Origin of the sequence: Massilia genomosp. 1, assembly GCF_011682185.1 — a bacterium.
GTDB classification, from domain to species: domain Bacteria; phylum Pseudomonadota; class Gammaproteobacteria; order Burkholderiales; family Burkholderiaceae_D; genus Telluria_A; species Telluria_A rubra.
On the sequence record NZ_WHJF01000003.1, the window covers coordinates 50956 to 67927 of the forward strand.

General features: G+C 60.2%; 13 protein-coding genes. 12 read left to right on the forward strand and 1 reads right to left on the reverse strand.

Going from position 1 to position 16972, the window contains the following annotated elements; translation table 11 throughout:
- Positions 1 to 17 precede the first annotated feature (17 nt).
- Positions 18 to 1049, reverse strand: a complete 1032-nt coding sequence (locus tag F1735_RS01680; protein ID WP_167235309.1) for an adenosine deaminase — start codon at positions 1047 to 1049, stop codon at positions 18 to 20.
- 581 nt (positions 1050 to 1630) lie between these two features.
- On the opposite strand from F1735_RS01680, the gene F1735_RS01685 reads away from it, so the two are divergent.
- The 12 genes from F1735_RS01685 to coaBC all read left to right on the forward strand — a co-directional run bounded on the left by F1735_RS01685 (position 1631) and on the right by coaBC (position 16960).
- Positions 1631 to 3553, forward strand: a complete 1923-nt coding sequence (locus F1735_RS01685; protein ID WP_167235310.1) for a PrkA family serine protein kinase — start codon at positions 1631 to 1633, stop codon at positions 3551 to 3553.
- A 103-nt stretch (positions 3554 to 3656) separates the two neighbouring features.
- Positions 3657 to 4925 carry a YeaH/YhbH family protein gene (locus tag F1735_RS01690; RefSeq protein WP_166896784.1) on the forward strand — a complete coding sequence of 423 codons (1269 nt, stop codon included), beginning with the start codon at positions 3657 to 3659 and terminating at the stop codon, positions 4923 to 4925.
- Between the two features lie 30 nt (positions 4926 to 4955).
- Positions 4956 to 6482, forward strand: coding sequence for a SpoVR family protein (locus F1735_RS01695; protein WP_167235311.1), 1527 nt, complete (start codon positions 4956 to 4958; stop codon positions 6480 to 6482).
- Between the two features lie 649 nt (positions 6483 to 7131).
- A complete protein-coding gene (locus tag F1735_RS01700; protein WP_167221157.1) occupies positions 7132 to 7794 on the forward strand; it encodes an energy transducer TonB in 663 nt (220 codons plus the stop codon).
- A gap of 88 nt (positions 7795 to 7882) precedes the next feature.
- Positions 7883 to 8818, forward strand: coding sequence for a MotA/TolQ/ExbB proton channel family protein (locus F1735_RS01705; protein ID WP_222852927.1), 936 nt, complete (start codon positions 7883 to 7885; stop codon positions 8816 to 8818).
- A gap of 6 nt (positions 8819 to 8824) precedes the next feature.
- On the forward strand, positions 8825 to 9265 hold the full coding sequence (locus F1735_RS01710) for an ExbD/TolR family protein (RefSeq protein ID WP_167235312.1): 441 nt from the start codon (positions 8825 to 8827) through the stop codon (positions 9263 to 9265).
- Between the two features lie 78 nt (positions 9266 to 9343).
- Complete coding sequence (locus F1735_RS01715; protein WP_187364124.1) at positions 9344 to 9772, forward strand: ExbD/TolR family protein; 429 nt, start codon at positions 9344 to 9346, stop codon at positions 9770 to 9772.
- A 67-nt stretch (positions 9773 to 9839) separates the two neighbouring features.
- Entirely contained in the window at positions 9840 to 11078 is a 1239-nt protein-coding gene (locus tag F1735_RS01720; RefSeq protein WP_167235313.1) for a tetratricopeptide repeat protein, read from the forward strand.
- Between the two features lie 122 nt (positions 11079 to 11200).
- On the forward strand, positions 11201 to 12172 hold the full coding sequence (locus F1735_RS01725; RefSeq protein WP_167235314.1) for a bifunctional riboflavin kinase/FAD synthetase: 972 nt from the start codon (positions 11201 to 11203) through the stop codon (positions 12170 to 12172).
- A gap of 72 nt (positions 12173 to 12244) precedes the next feature.
- Positions 12245 to 15172, forward strand: coding sequence for an isoleucine--tRNA ligase (gene ileS / locus F1735_RS01730; RefSeq protein WP_167235315.1), 2928 nt, complete (start codon positions 12245 to 12247; stop codon positions 15170 to 15172).
- A 31-nt stretch (positions 15173 to 15203) separates the two neighbouring features.
- Positions 15204 to 15722, forward strand: a complete 519-nt coding sequence (gene lspA, locus F1735_RS01735) for a signal peptidase II (RefSeq protein WP_167235316.1) — start codon at positions 15204 to 15206, stop codon at positions 15720 to 15722.
- A 17-nt stretch (positions 15723 to 15739) separates the two neighbouring features.
- Positions 15740 to 16960, forward strand: a complete 1221-nt coding sequence (gene coaBC / locus F1735_RS01740; protein WP_167235391.1) for a bifunctional phosphopantothenoylcysteine decarboxylase/phosphopantothenate--cysteine ligase CoaBC — start codon at positions 15740 to 15742, stop codon at positions 16958 to 16960.
- Positions 16961 to 16972 lie beyond the last annotated feature (12 nt).

The following is a 16972-nucleotide window of genomic DNA, read 5'->3' on the forward strand; positions in this document are numbered from 1 at the left end:
GCGGGGCCGGTGGTGTATTAAATGGCGGCGCCGGGGCTGGCGCTCGCGCCGGCAAAGAACTGGTCGACTTCGGCGAGGAAGGCGCGCTTGGCTTCCGGCTCCAGGAAGGCCGCCGTGAAGCTGTTGCGGGCCAGCTGGCGCGCGTGGGCGACGGTCAGGGGCAAGGCGTCGAACACGGCCACGAAGTTGTCGTTCATGTAGCCGCCGAAGTAAGCCGGGTCGTCCGAGTTGACGGTGGCGACCAGGCCGGCCTCGAGCAAGGTCACGAGATTGTGTTCTTCCATCTCGCCGAACACGCGCAGCTTGACGTTCGACAGCGGGCAGACGGTCAGCGCGATCTGTTCGCGTGCCAGGCGCGCGGTCAGTTCCGGGTCTTCCAGGCAGCGCACGCCGTGGTCGATGCGCTCGACATTGAGCACGTCGAGCGCGGTTTCGATGTAGGCCGGCGGGCCTTCTTCACCGGCGTGGGCCACCAGGCGCAGGCCGAGCTGGCGGCAGCGCTCGAACACGCGCGCGAATTTTTCGGGCGGATGGCCGCGCTCGGACGAGTCGAGTCCGACGCCGATGATCTTGTCGCGGAACGGCAGCGCTTCTTCCAGGGTGGCAATGGCGTCGTCTTCGCTCAGGTGGCGCAGGAAGCACATGATCAGGGTCGCGCTGAGGGGACCGTCCTGGCAGGCGCGCCAGATGCCGTTGATCATGGTGTCGAAGGGCACGCCGCGCGCGGTGTGGGTTTGCGGATCGAAAAAGATTTCGGCATGGCGCACGTTGTCGGCGTGGGAACGCACCAGGTAAGCCATGGTCATATCATAGAAGTCCTGCTCCTTGAGCAAGACACTGGCACCGGCGTAATAGATGTCGAGGAACGATTGCAGGTCGCTGAAGGCATAGGCCGCGCGCAGTTCTTCCACCGAGGCATAGGCCAGGGAAACACCATTTCTTTGCGCGAGCGCAAAGATCAGCTCCGGTTCGAGCGACCCTTCGATGTGGATGTGCAATTCGGCCTTCGGCATCTGTTGCACAATATTTCTCATCTGGTCGTTCAGCATAATATTTCTCCGTCGGTAATGGGTGTGTCGTCAGGCAGCAGTGTAGCGCAAGCGCGCGGCACAAGCGCGCGGCGGACAAAGTTCAGGATGGAAAATGTGTGACACGCAGGGTGATTTTCGTGCGCCATCGGTCGCAGAGTTCGGGCACTATCGAATCAATCAAGATGATCGCGATGTCGTTCTTTCATTAGTGCAGGAAACCATGATCAAGACGGCATGCATGACAAACATCCAAGGCAAAAATGAGACAACAAAATGAACCGCAAACATTCTGTTTTTTCTTTTTAAATCAATTACTTAGAACCGTTACATCAGCTTGCTCTACATTACTTTGACTTCCGCAACCATTAGGCCCATAATAAATTTCATAGGCGTAAGAAGAGCTTGTCATTACGCGCAAAATCACCGGGCAACACGGTAAAAACAATAAAACTCGTTAGCCGTTTTTTGTTTCGGAATTGCTGGAACAGGAAAGCCGGCTGCGGCTCACAAGGAGTACCTAACATCCAGGGCTGACAGCACGCCTGCGGTAAGACTGCCAGTGACAGTGAAGTAGTGACAGCACATTAAAGGACATTCAAATGACCATTTTTGACAACTACGCAGCCCGCTATGAGCGTACCCGCGAAGAGGAGTACTCCCTCTCTGAGTATCTGGCACTGTGCAAAAAGGACAAGCTGACCTACGCCAGCGCGCCCGAACGCATGCTGGCCGCGATCGGCGAGCCGACCCTGGTGGACACGCGCAACGACACGCGCCTGTCGCGCATCTTCGCCAACAAGGTCATCAAGATCTATCCGGCCTTCCGCGATTTCTACGGCACCGAAGAAGTCATCGAGCAGGTGGTGTCGTACTTCCGCCATGCCGCGCAGGGACTGGAAGAACGCAAGCAGATCCTGTATCTGCTGGGGCCGGTCGGCGGCGGCAAGTCGTCGATCGCCGAAAAACTCAAGGTCTTGATGGAACAGGTGCCTTTTTATGCGCTGAAAGGCTCGCCGGTGAACGAATCGCCGCTCGGCCTGTTCAACGAGGAAGAAGACGGCGTCATCCTGGAAGAAGATTACGGCATTCCGCGGCGCTACCTGCGCACCATTCCGAGCCCGTGGGCGGTCAAGCGCCTGCACGAATTCAATGGCGATATCAACCAGTTCCGCGTGGTCAGGCGCTATCCCTCGGTGCTCAAGCAGATCGCCATTTCCAAGACCGAACCTGGCGACGAGAACAACCAGGATATTTCTTCGCTGGTCGGCAAGGTCGATATCCGCAAGCTCGAAGATTATGCCCAGGACGATCCGGACGCCTACAGCTACTCGGGCGGCCTGTGCCTGGCCAACCAGGGGCTGATGGAATTCGTCGAGATGTTCAAGGCGCCGATCAAGGTGCTCCATCCGCTGCTGACGGCCACCCAGGAAGGCAATTACAAGGGGACCGAGGGCTTCGGCGCGATTCCCTTCGACGGCATCATCCTGGCGCACTCGAACGAGTCGGAGTGGAAGACCTTCCGCAATAACCGCAACAACGAAGCGTTCCTGGACCGGATCTATATCGTCAAGGTGCCGTATTGCCTGCGCGTGTCCGACGAGATCAAGATTTACGATAAGCTGATCCGCAACTCCTCGCTGGAACAGGCCCCGTGCGCGCCGGGCACCATGAAGATGATGGCGCAGTTTGCGATCCTGTCGCGCCTGAAGGACCCGGAAAATTCGAGTGTGTTCTCCAAAATGCTGGTCTACGATGGCGAAAACCTGAAAGACACCGATCCCAAGGCCAAGTCGATGCACGAGTATGTCGATTACGCCGGCGTGGACGAAGGCATGAACGGGCTCTCGACCCGCTTCGCATTCAAGATTTTGTCGAAGGTCTTTAACTTCGATAATACCGAAGTGGCGGCCAATCCGGTACACCTGCTGTATGTGCTGGAGCAGCAGATCGAGCGCGAGCAGTTCCCGCCCGAAACCGAGCAGCGCTACTTCTCGTACATTAAAGAGCACCTGGCGCAGCGCTATGTCGAATTCATCGGCAAGGAAATCCAGACCGCCTACCTGGAAAGCTATTCCGAATACGGCCAGAACATTTTCGACCGCTACGTGACGTTCGCCGACTTCTGGATCCAGGACCAGGAATTCCGCGATCCCGACACGGGCGAGAGTTTCGACCGCGACTCGCTCAACAACGAACTGGAAAAGATCGAGAAGCCGGCCGGGATCAGCAATCCCAAGGATTTCCGCAACGAGATCGTCAACTTCGGCTTGCGCGCCCGCGCCACCAACGGCGGCAAGAATCCGGCCTGGACCAGCTATGAAAAGTTCCGCACCGTGATCGAGAAGAAAATGTTCTCGAATACCGAGGAACTGTTACCGGTCATTTCGTTCAATGCCAAGGCCAGTGCCGAGGACGCGAACAAGCACGCCGATTTCGTGGCGCGCATGGTGGAAAAAGGTTACACCGCCAAGCAGGTGCGCCTGCTGTGCGAATGGTATCTGCGTGTGCGCAAGTCGTCGTAAGGCGGCCGGGATAGCGGGCCGTCGTGGCCCGCCCGGCGCGCGCCACGGCGTCCGCTACGGCGCTTGCCAGGGCGCAAACAGGATTTGAAGCAGGAGGCCCGTTTTGACTTACCTCATCGACCGACGCTTGCAAGGCAAGAACAAGTCCGCGATCAACCGAGAGCGCTTCCTACGGCGATACAAAAGCCAGATCAAGGACGCTGTCGGGCGGGCCATCAAGGGCCGCTCGATCACCGATATCGAGAATGGCGAGAAGGTATCGATTCCCGTCAAGGATGTGAACGAGCCGAATTTCGGCCACGCCCACGGCGGCGTGTGGGAAACCATCAATCCCGGCAACAAGGAATACCAGAAAGGCGATCAGTTCAGCCGGCCCAAGGGCGGCGGCGGCGCCGGGCGCGGCAAGGCCGGCAACAGCGACCAGCAATCGGAAGACGATTTCATCTTCGAGCTCTCGCGCGAAGAATTCATGAATTACTTCTTCGAAGACCTGGAATTGCCGAACATGGTCAAGACCCAGCTGACCGCCACCACCGAATTCAAGAACCAGCGCGCCGGCTACAATATGTCGGGCACGCCGTCCAACATTCACGTGCTGCGCTCGCTGCGCGGGGCGCTCGGACGCCGTATCGCGGTCGGCGGCAGCTCGCGCAAGGCGGTGCTGGAAGCCGAGAACGAGCTGGTCGCGCTGCTGGAAGAAGGCGCGCCGCTGGACCATCCGCGCGTGGTCGAGCTCAAGCGCCTGATCCATCACCTGCACACCAAGCTGCTGGCAATTCCCTTTATCGATCCGTTCGACCTGCGCTACAGCAACCGCATCAAGGTGCCCAAGCCCATGACCCAGGCCGTGATGTTCTGCATCATGGACGTGTCGGGCTCGATGGACGAGAGCCGCAAAGATACCGCCAAGCGCTTTTTCATCCTGCTGTACCTGTTCCTCAAGCGCGCCTACGACAAGATCGAGGTGGTGTTCATCCGCCACCACACGGCCGCGTCCGAAGTGGACGAGGAAGAATTCTTCCATTCGCGCGAGTCGGGCGGCACCGTGGTGTCGTCGGCGCTGCACCTGCTGACCAAGGTCATCGGCGAGCGCTACGGCAGCGGCGAGTGGAACAGCTACGTCGCGCAAGCCTCGGACGGCGACAACTGGGACAACGACTCGGTGCTGTGCAAGCAGTTGCTGATCAACACCATCATGCCGGCGGTCCAGTACTACACGTATGTGGAAATCACCGACGGCCCGCCGCAGAACCTGTGGGAGCAGTACGCCGAAGTGTCGGACCACCATCCGAACTTTGCGATGCAAAAAATTGTCACACCGGCCGATATCTATCCGGTCTTCCGTGAACTCTTCAAGAAGCAAGCGAAATAGCCAACTCGTCGGCACCAGGAGAACCCAGCCATGCCAAGAGACCCCAAACACCCGCGCGCCCTGCCCGAACAGTCGGAATGGACTTTCGACCTGATCGAGCACGCGCATGAAGAAATCCGCCGTGTCGCCAAAAGCTTCGGCCTCGACACTTACCCCAACCAGCTCGAAATCATCACCGCCGAGCAAATGATGGATGCCTACACCTCGGTCGGCATGCCGGTATCGTATAACCACTGGTCCTTCGGCAAGCATTTCCTGTCCACCGAAAAGAGCTACAAGCGCGGCCAGATGGGCCTGGCGTACGAGATCGTCATCAACTCGAACCCCTGCATCGCCTACCTGATGGAAGAGAACAGCCTGACCATGCAGGCGCTGGTGATCGCCCACGCTGCTTACGGGCACAATTCATTTTTCAAGGGCAATTACCTGTTCCGCACCTGGACCGACGCCGACGCCATCGTCGACTATATGGTGTTCGCCAAGAACTACATTGCCGAGTGCGAACTGCGGCACGGCATCGACGCGGTCGAGCTGCTGCTCGATTCCTGCCATGCGCTGCAGAACTATGGCGTGGACCGCTACAAGCGCCCGGCCAAGCTGTCGTTGGCGCAAGAGAATGCGCGCCAGAAAGAACGCGAAGAATATGCCCAGTCCCAGGTCAACGCCCTGTGGCGCACGGTGCCGCGGCGCGACGAGGAAGCGGCCGACGTGGCGATTCCGCGTTTTCCGCCCGAGCCCGAAGAAAACCTGCTGTACTTCATCGAAAAGTATGCGCCCCTGCTCGAACCGTGGCAGCGCGAAATGGTGCGCATCACGCGCAAGATTTCCCAGTACTTTTATCCGCAGCGCCAGACCCAGGTGATGAACGAAGGCTGGGCCACCTTCTGGCACTACACGATTTTGCAGGAACTATATAAAGAGGGCATCGTCGGCGATGGCTTCATGATGGAGTTTTTGCAAAGCCATACCAACGTCGTCTACCAACCGCCCGCCACCAGCCAGTATTACAGCGGCATCAATCCGTACGCGCTGGGCTTCGCCATGATGAGCGACATCCGCCGCATCTGCGAGAACCCGACCCAGGAAGACCGCGACTGGTTTCCCGCGATCGCCGGCAGCGACTGGCGGGTGGCGCTCGACTTTGCGATGCGAAACTTCAAGGACGAAAGTTTCATTGCCCAGTACCTCTCGCCGAAACTGATCCGCGACTTCCACTTCTTCGCCGTGCTCGACGACGACAAGAACGAGAAGCTGACCATCTCGGCCATCCACGACGAGCGCGGCTACCGCTACGTGCGCCAGCAACTGGCCGAACAGTACAACCTGGGCAACCGCGAGCCGAACATCCAGGTCTGGCAAGTGAACACGCGCGACGACCGCGCCTTGACCCTGCGCCACACCCAGTTCCAGCGCCGCCCGCTCAACCAGCACGCCCAGGAAGTGCTCAAGCACGTGGCGCGCCTGTGGGGCTTTGATGTCCATCTGGACACGGTCGATCCTTCCGGGAACATCCTCAGCAGCCTCGAATGCAAGCGCGAGAAGCGCAACCGGCATTGAGCTGGCAGCCGGCGCAACGCCGGCTGCCGGGTCCCCCACCCGGCCCTACCAGATGAGCGCAACAGAATCGTCCATGTCCGCGCAAAAAAGACTGGTACGCGCGCATCTATATGCTATATTGCTGACGTGATGACAGTCATTAGCCAGGCGCATAGCTTGGCGCGCCCGACCAGCCCGGCATCCCCCCGATGACGACTATTCAGGCGCTGCGCAGCGAGCCTTTCGACAGCAAGTTCCCGGATGCGCAACCGTGGCTTTCAACAGTACGCCCCCCATCACTGAAACTCGTTATAGTTAGCATTATCACCACGAAGTGGTCGAATGTTATTCGGCGGCAGTGTCAGTAAGGCGTAAGAAAAAACGGGTCAAATGCAGTATTCCCTGCATTTTATACGCTTAAGCATGTTCCTCATATTTACGTAGTATTTTAGTATTGCTTTTTTTATCAGAAGATGCAGGTCAGGGCTCTAGCGAGGCTTTTGACAATCGTTTTCACACTCTGGATCACAGCGATTTGGAGCGGCAAAAATGTATGGTAAAAAAAGGATTCGTAGGTATAATTCGCCGACGTCCCGGATGCGGCTCAAGGTCTTGTCGTGTTTTGTGGGTTTAGTAGCAACAAAAAGAGTTGGTATTGGAGAAAGCAGGCATGAATTTTTCGCATGATAAGAACCCCGGGAAGAATTTCACTGGCATTGCTGTCGTTATCGCTATTCACGCATTGGTGGCTTGGGGGATCGTAAGCGGTCTTGGCACCCGCATGGTTGCGAAAATGACTGAAGCAGTGGAAACCAAGATTGTCGAAGAGGTCAAACCTCCTCCACCGCCGGACGTTCCGCCACCACCGCCGCCGCCTGAAATGAAGGCGCCTCCGCCTCCGTTCATTCCGCCGGTCGAAGTCAACGTACAGCAGCCGCCACCGGTGCAAAACACGATCGCTGCGGCGACCAATGTCAAGCCGGCCACGACGGAACTGCGCCCTCCAGCGCCTCCTGCGCCGCCAGCACCACCGGCGCCGGCCAACCCGAATCCGGTCCGCGTCGCTGCGGTCGCCGATTTCAACACGTGCGCAAAACCGGAGTTCCCAAAAGCTTCCTTGCGTAACGAAGAAACCGGCACGGTTACCCTGTCTTTCCTGATCGGTACCGACGGTCGCGTCGCCGATTCGAAAATCGTCAAGTCGAGCGGCTTCAGCGCCCTGGACAAGGCGGCGAAAGAAGGTATCGGCAAGTGCAAGTTCAAGCCAACCATGGTCGATGGCAAGCCGGAACAAGCGTGGATGCAAATGCAATACGTCTGGACGCTGGATTAAGAACCGAGGCGGCAGTTTAGTCTCACTACTGTGATTTTCGTTGTCATTATGTTCAGCGAACTGATTATTTTATAAATTTGGAGGAAGCATGTTTAAGAATACCCGTTTGTCCGCTGCACTGGCGGCTGTCCTGTTCTCGGTTACAGCAGCTTCGGCGCTGGTCTCCGCACCAGCTTTCGCTGACGCTCCTGCTCCAGCGGCAGCCCCTGCGGCAGACGCAGCGGCTCCAGCTGCGGCACCAGCACCAGAAGCAGCTGCTCCAGCAGCGCCGGCGCCTGAAGCAGCAGCAGCTCCAGCAGTCAAAGAAGGCGAAAAAGAAGCCGTCAAGAATCCGTACGGTATCGAAGCCCTGTGGGCCGAAGGCGACTTCGTTTCCAAAGGCACGCTGATCATCCTGTCGCTGATGTCCATGGGTTCGTGGTACATCCTGATCACCAAACTGATCGACCAGGCTAAAATCTTCAAGCAATCGAAAGAAGCCCAGGCCAAGTTCTGGAAAGCATCGTCGATCGCAGCTGGTTCGGCTACCCTGAAAGAAGGCAGCCCATTCCGCTTCATCGCTGAAACCGGCACCAAGGCAACCAATCACCACGATGGCGCCCTGCTTGAGCAGATCGACCTGTCGACCTGGGTGACGATGTCGATCCAGCGCGCTGTTGACAAAGTTCAATCGCGTCTGCAAGACGGCCTGTCGTTCCTGGCCACCGTTGGTTCGACCGCACCGTTTATCGGTCTGTTCGGTACGGTGTGGGGTATCTACAATGCGCTGACCGCCATCGGTATGTCGGGTAACGCATCGATCGATAAAGTGGCAGGTCCGGTGGGTGAAGCGCTGATCATGACCGCGTTCGGTCTGTTCGTTGCGGTTCCTGCGGTTCTGGGTTACAACTGGTTGGTTCGTCGTAACAAGTCGGCAATGGAAGATGTCCGCTCGTTCAGCGCTGACGTTCACTCGGTCCTGATTTCGGGCGCCATGTCGACGAGCGAAGCTGGCCGTGCCGCCGGCGCTAAAAAGATCGGATAATTCACCATGTCCATGAGCGTCGGCTCCGATAGCGGAGAAGAAGATGTAGTCATGTCAGAAATCAACACGACGCCGCTTGTCGACATCATGTTGGTTCTGCTGATTATCTTCTTGATTACGAGCCCGGTTGTTCTGAAGCTGCAAAAGATCGCCCTACCTTCGGAAACCAACCAGGCATTGAAACCTAAGCCAACCACGGTGAACATCGTTGTCAATAAAGAAGGCAAGATGTACTGGAACCAGACTGTCCTCAACAACACGGACGAACTGTTCGAGTTCTTGAAGAAAGAGGCGGTCAAGTTGCCTCAGCCTGAAGTACACGTCCGCGGCGATCAGCAAACGCGTTACGAGTTCATCGGCAAGGTGATGTTCACGGCACAGCGTGCTGGGATTCAAAAGGTCGGCTTCATTACGGAACCACCAGATAAAACTGGCGGCACCCGCTAAGTCCTCCTTGAGCAGGGCGCGGGACCAGCAACAGCGGTCCCGCGCCCTGCGGGTTCCAACATTAGAAAAGGAAACATCATGAGTATGAGTGTCGGTTCTCCCGCCGCAGGCGCGGATCCGGAACCAATGATGGAAATGAACATGACTCCCTTGATCGACGTAATGTTGGTCTTGATTATCATGTTGATCATCACGATTCCGAAACAAAACCATGCGGTCAATCTGAACATGCCTGTCGGTCCGACCGCGAAACAGCTGACCGAACCTGTGGTGATCACGATCGACGTCGACTTCGACGGCACGATTTTGTGGGACAACGCAGTCGTGGCCAACCGCTCGGACCTGGAAGCGAAGATGAATAACGTCGCCGCCATGGCTGACCAGCCGGAAGTGCATCTGCGCCCCAACAAGCTGGTTGAGTACAAGTACGTTGCCGGCGTGATGGCAACTGCCCAGCGCCTCGGTGTGAAAAAGATTGGTATGGTTGGTAACGAACAGTTCCAATAAGCGCTATTGCTAATTGACGATACGGCAGGGTAATCCTGCCGTTTCGCTTTTGATTGAAAGAGTCCCAATGATCAAGTTTCGTCTCGCACATCTCGGCCTCGCCATGGCCGCTCTTGGCTTTACCGCAGCAACGCCCGTCGTCGGACTGTCCACTGCCTACGCAGCAGAAGCCGTGCGCGCGGAAATCGGTGGTCCTTTGCAGGCTGCCCAGAAAATGATGCAAGCCGGACGCGCGAAGGATGCGCTGAACGAACTGCGCAAGCTCGACAGCAAAAACCCGACCGCGAATGAGCAATACCTGATCGAAAGGGTGCGCGCCGCCGCCGCCTCGACCGCCGGCGACTACGATACCGCCGCCCGCTCCTTCGAAAAACTGATCGACTCGGGCAAACTGTCCGCCAGCGAACGCGCCAATTTTTCCGAAGGCTTGATCGGCATTTACATGCGCGCCAAGGAATTCGGCAAGGCCAATGCGGCCATCCAGAAATCGCTGAAAGACCGCGACGATCCGAAGCTGCGCGCTTACCTGATCCAGAATTACATGTCGATGGGTAACACCGCCGAAGCCACCCGCCTGCTCAAGGCAGACCTGGCCGCGTACGACAAATCCGGCCGCACGCCGCCGGAAGAACCGCTGCAAATGATGGCCAATCTGCAGAACAAGAGCGGCGACAAGGCCGGCTATGTCGATACCATCGAAAAACTGGCAGCCTACCATCCGAAACCGAGCTACTGGGCCGACCTGCTGAACCGTATCGTCGGCAAGCAAGGGTTTGCCGACCGCCTGCGCGTCGACGTCTCGCGCCTGCAACTGGCCAACAACCTGCTGAAAAAGCCAAGCGAATACATGGAACTGGCCCAGCTGGTCCTGCGCGACGGCGCGCCTGCGGAAGCGGTCAAGATCGTCGAGAAGGGCTACAAGGCCGGTATCCTCGGTGTGGGCACCGATGCAGCACGTCACCAGCGCCTGAAAGACCTGGCCGACAAAAACCTGGCCGATTTCAACAAGAATGTCGCCACCACCGAAGCGACGCTGGTCAAAGCCGGCGATAAGGATGGCCTGGTGAGCCTGGGCTACGGCATGGTGCAAGCCGGCCAGACCGAAAAAGGCCTGGCACTGATGGAAAAAACCATCGCCGCCGGCGGCCTGACGCGTCCCGACGACGCCAAGCTGCGCCTGGGCCAGGCTTACGCCGTGGCCGGCCAGAAGGCCAAAGCCATCACCACCCTGAAATCGGTTGGCGGCAAGGAAGGCACTGCCGAACTGGCACGCTACTGGATCATGGCCATCAACCATCCGGCTTGATCGTCACCACGACCAGGTAGCATCCTGAAAAGCGCTGTCTGCATCTTGCAGGCAGCGCTTTTTAGCTTTGACCGTATAATCGCTACTTCGATTATTCAAGCACTTCATCCCAAGAGCACCCTATGAAGGTTTTTCGCGGACTTCCCAACGACAGGGCGCGCGCGCCCTGCGCACTGACGATCGGTAACTTTGACGGTGTCCATCGCGGTCACCAGGCATTGTTGGCGCGCGTGTGCGCTGCCGCCTCCGACCTGGGACTGGAAGCGGCCGTGATGACGTTCGAGCCGCATCCGCGCGAATTTTTCGCGCGCCGCGCCGGCGACTTGTCGCGCGCGCCGAACCGCATCGCCAACCTGCGCGACAAGCTGCAATCGCTCTCGAACGCGGGCATCGACCGCGTCATCGTCGAACACTTCAACGAACATTTCGCCGCCATCTCGCCCGACGATTTCGTCGGGCGCGTGCTGGTCGAGGGCCTGCACGTCAAGTGGCTGATGGTCGGCGACGACTTCTGCTACGGCGCGCGGCGCGCCGGCACGGTCGCCATGCTGGTCGAAGCGGGCAAGCGCCACGGCTTTCATGTCGAGACGCTGCCCACGGTGATGCACGGCGCCCAGCGCATCTCCTCGTCGGCCGTGCGCACCGCGCTGGCCGCGGGCGACTTCGAGCAGGCCGGCCAGTTGCTCGGCCACCCGTACGCCATGTCGGGCCATGTGATCCACGGCGCCAAGCTGGGCCGCACGCTCGGCTTTCCGACCTTGAATCTGCGCGTGGCGCACCGCCCTGCCCTGTCCGGCATTTTCATCGTCCAGGTGCATGGTCTCGGGCCCGCGCCGCTGCCGGCCGTGGCCAGCCTGGGCGTGCGCCCCACCGTCGACGACAGCGGCCGCGTGCTGCTCGAGGTACACGTGTTCGACTTCGCCCAGTCCTGCTACGGCAAGATGGTGCGTATCGAATTCCTCGAAACGATCCGCGACGAAGAAAAGTACAGCGACCTGGCCACCTTGACCGCCGCGATCACGCGCGACAGCGAGCAGGCGCGCGCCTGGTTCGCCCGGCGCGCCGCCGCCCTCACCGCCACTGACCGAATTTGACGCCGCACGCATGAAGCGCTGCAGCACGCGTCACGATCCAAGACAACCAGATACACCTCCTTGAAGAAAACCATGTCCGACAATAGCCAAACCAGCAAGCCAGAGCAGAACCAGCAAGCCCCGCAGGGTCCTAAAAAAGAAGGAAAAAAGGACGCCAGGCCGGTGAGCAAATACCCGGTCAACATGACCGACACCCCGTTCCCGATGCGCGGCGACCTGGCCAAGCGCGAGCCGGGCTGGGTCAAGCAATGGCAGGACAAGAAAATCTACGAGCGCGTACGCAAGGCGGCCAAGGGCCGTCCGATGTTCGTGCTGCACGACGGTCCGCCGTACGCCAACGGCGATATCCACCTCGGCCACGCCGTCAACAAGATCTTGAAAGACATGGTCGTCAAGTCGCGCGGCATCGCCGGTTTCGACGCGCCGTATGTGCCGGGCTGGGATTGCCACGGCATGCCGATCGAAATCCAGATCGAAAAACTGCACGGCAAAAACCTGCCGACCGCCGACGTGCTGACCAAAGCCCGCGCCTACGCGCTCGAACAGGTCGACCGCCAGCGCGCCGGCTTCATTCGCCTGGGCGTGCTCGGTGAATGGGACAATCCGTACCTGACCATGGCCTTCCGTAACGAGGCGGACGAACTGCGCTCGCTCGGCGCCCTGCTCGACAAAGGGTATGTGTACCGCGGCCTGAAACCGGTGAACTGGTGCTTCGATTGCGGCTCGGCCCTAGCCGAAGCGGAAGTCGAATACCAGGACAAGCGCGACCCGGCCATCGACGTCGGCTTCGCCTTTACCCAACACGAGAAGCTGGCCGCCGCCTTTGGCCTGGCGGCGCTGCCGGCCGGTGACGGCTTCATCGTCATCTGGACCACCACGCCGTGGACCATCCCGTCCAACCAGGCGCTCAACGTCAATCCCGAAGTCACGTACGCGCTGGTCGAAACCACGAAGGACGGCAAGCCGCTGCTGCTGATCCTGGCCGCCGACCTGGCCGAATCGTGCCTGGCGCGCTACAAGCTCGAAGGCAAAGTCATCGCCACCTGCCTGGGCGCCGCGTTCGACGGCATCGCCTTCAAGCACCCGCTGCACGCATCCGACGCCTTTTTTGACCGCCTCTCGCCGGTCTACATGGCCGATTACGTCACCACCGAAAGCGGCACCGGCGTGGTCCACTCGGCGCCAGCCTACGGGCTGGACGACTTCATCTCGTGCAAGGCGCACGGCATGAAGGATGACGAAATCCTGACCCCGGTCATGGGCGACGGCCGCTTCGCGTCGACCCTGCCGCTGTTCGGCGGCATGACGATCTGGGAAGCCTCGAAGCCGATCTGCGCGGCGCTCACCGCCGCCGGCGCCCTGTTCGAAGTGAAGATGTTCGATCACAGCTACATGCACTGCTGGCGTCATAAAACCCCGATCGTCTACCGCGCCACCTCGCAGTGGTTCGCCGGCATGGACGTGACGCCAAAAGACGGCGGCCCGACCCTGCGCGAAACCGCCTTGAAGGGCATCACCGAAACGCGCTTCTTCCCCGACTGGGGCCAGGCGCGCCTGCACGGCATGATCGAAAACCGTCCCGACTGGACCCTGTCGCGCCAGCGCCAGTGGGGTGTGCCGATGGCCTTCTTCCTGCACAAAGAAACCGGCCAGCTGCATCCGCGCACACAAGAACTGCTGGAACAGATCGCCAAAATGTTCGAAGAGCGCGGGATCGACGCCTGGCTCGCCATCGAGCCGAAAGACCTGCTCGGCGAGGATGCCGACATGTACGTCAAGAACAAGGACACGCTCGACGTCTGGTTCGATTCCGGCTGCACCCACCAGACGGTGTTGCGCGGCTCGCACGCGGCCCAGTCGCACTTCCCGGCCGACCTGTACCTGGAAGGCTCGGACCAGCACCGCGGCTGGTTCCATTCGTCGCTGCTGACGTCCTCGATGCTCAATGGCTGCCCGCCGTACAAAGCCCTGCTCACGCACGGCTTCACGGTCGACGCCGAGGGCAAGAAGATGTCCAAGTCGCTCGGTAACACGATGGCGCCGCAAAAAATCTCTGACACCCTCGGCGCCGATATCCTGCGCCTGTGGGTCGCCTCGACCGACTACACGGGCGAGCTGTCGATCTCCGAAGAGATCTTGAAGCGCGTGACCGAATCGTATCGCCGCATCCGCAACACCCTGCGCTTCCTGCTGGCGAACACCTCCGACTTCGACCACGCGCGGCACGCGCTGCCCACGGCCGACCTGCTGGAGATCGACCGCTATGCGATCGCCGCCATGGGCGCGCTGCAAAACGACATCGCCAGCCACTACGAGCGCTACGAATTCCACCCGGTCGTCTCCAGGCTGCAGAACTACTGCTCGGAAGACCTGGGCGGCTTTTACCTGGACATCCTCAAGGACCGCCTGTACACGTCCGCCGTCGATTCGCCGGCGCGCCGTTCGGCCCAGACCGCGCTGTGGCACATCACGCAAAGCCTGCTGCGCGTGATGGCGCCGATGCTCAGCTTTACTGCCGAGGAAGCGTGGGCCGTGTTTGCCGACGCCGACGCCTTCGCCGCCAGCGACGAGACCATCTTCACGCAAACCTTCTGGACCCTGCCGCAAGTGGCCGACGGCGCCGCCCTGCTGGACAAGTACACGCTTCTGCGCGCGGTGCGCACCGACGTCACCAAGCAGCTCGAAGAATTGCGCGTCTCCGGCGCCATCGGTTCGTCGCTGCAGGCCGAGCTGACCATCAAGGCCAGCGGCGACAAATACCGCCAGCTGGCGAGCCTGGACGAGGACCTCAAATTCGTCTTCATCACCTCGCAGGCCAAGGTAAGCGAAGTGGCCGACGAAGCCGCCGAAGCAATCGAGGTAGCCGCCTCCGGTGCGCCGAAATGCGAGCGTTGCTGGCATTATCGCGCCGACGTCGGCAGCCACGCCGAGCACGCGGGCCTGTGCGGCCGCTGCTTCAGCAATGTGTTCGGCAGCGGCGAGAAGCGCGCGTTTGCGTAAATTCGCATAAACAAAAAGAAAAAACCGACCCATGACCACCAAAAAGAAACAGCTGTTCTCGTCCACGCCGCAAGGCGGTTCCGGCCTGATGCCCTGGCTGGGCATCGCCGCCATCGTGATCCTGATCGACCAGTTGACCAAGATCGCGATCCAGAAAACCTTCGTGTTCGGCGAAGAGAAGGTCATCACCTCCTTCTTCAACCTGGTGCTGGCCTATAACAAGGGAGCCGCCTTCGGCTTCCTGAACAGCCAGCCCGGGTGGCAGCGCTACTTCTTCACCGGCGTGGCGGTGATCGCGGTCGGCTTCATCCTGTACATGTTGAAGCGCCATGCCGGCCAGCGCCTGTTCTGCTGGGCGCTCGCGCTGATCATGGGTGGCGCCATCGGCAACGCCATCGATCGCCTGGCGTATGGTCATGTGGTCGACTTCCTCGACTTCCACATCGCCGCCTTCGGCCACTTCCCGGCCTTTAACATCGCCGACAGCGCCATCTGCGTCGGCGCCGCGCTGTTCGTCTTCGACGAGCTGCGCCGCGTGAACCGGCAATAAGGAGACGGCCCATGACGATGGACCTGCAAGGTAAGAAGATCGTCCTCGGCCTGTCCGGCGGGGTGGCCTGCTACAAGGCGGCGGACCTGTGCCGCGCGCTGATCAGGCAGGGCGCCTCGGTGCAGGTGGTCATGACCGACGCCGCCACCCACTTCATCACCGCCGTGACCATGCAAGCCTTGTCAGGCCATCCGGTCCACACCGACCAGTGGGATCCGCGCGTGGCCAACAACATGGCCCACATCGACTTGACGCGCGCGGCCGATGCGATCCTGATCGCGCCCTGCTCGGCCGACTTCATGCGCAAGCTGGCGCACGGGGTATGCGACGACCTGCTCTCGACCTTATGCCTGGCGCGCCCGCAACGCGTGCCGCTGCTCGTCGCCCCGGCCATGAATGTCGAGATGTGGGAAAACCCCGCCACCCGCCGCAACGCCGCCCAGCTGCGCGCCGATGGCATCAAGATTTTCGGCCCGGCCGCCGGCGAACAAGCCTGTGGCGAAACGGGCCTGGGCCGCATGCTCGAGCCGGCCGAACTGCTCGACGAAGTCATCGCCTCGTTCCAGCTCAAGGTATTGGCCGGCAAGCGCGTCCTGATCACCGCCGGGCCGACCTTTGAAGCGATCGATCCGGTGCGCGGCATCACCAATCTGTCGTCCGGCAAAATGGGTTACGCCATTGCCCGCGCCGCGCGCGAGGCTGGCGCCGAGGTCACCTTGATCTCCGGCCCGACCGCGCTGGCCACCCCGCACGGGGTGCGCCGCACCGACGTGCAAAGCGCGCGCCAGATGCATGACGCCGTGATGAACGCCGTCGGCGGCCAGCACGTGTTCATCAGCGTGGCCGCGGTGGCCGACTGGCGCGTTTCCAACGCCAGCACGCAAAAGATGAAAAAGCAGGACGACGGCGCCACGCCGACCCTGGAGTTCGAACAGAATCCCGACATCCTCGCGTCGGTCGCCGCCACCACCTCGGTATCGGGCTGGCCGTACTGCGTGGGTTTTGCCGCCGAATCGGAGCGCCTGGAAGAATACGGCGCCGTCAAGCGCGAAAAAAAGGGCATTCCTCTTTTGGTCGGCAATATCGGCCACCACACCTTCGGCCAGGACGAGAACAGCATCATGCTGTTCGACGACACTGGCCACACCGTACTGCCGCGCGCCGACAAGCTCACCCTGGCGCGCCAGCTGATTTCAGAAATCGCAAGGCGCATCGAACAGCGCTCCCTGCTCAAGTAAAAAGTAAGCGCA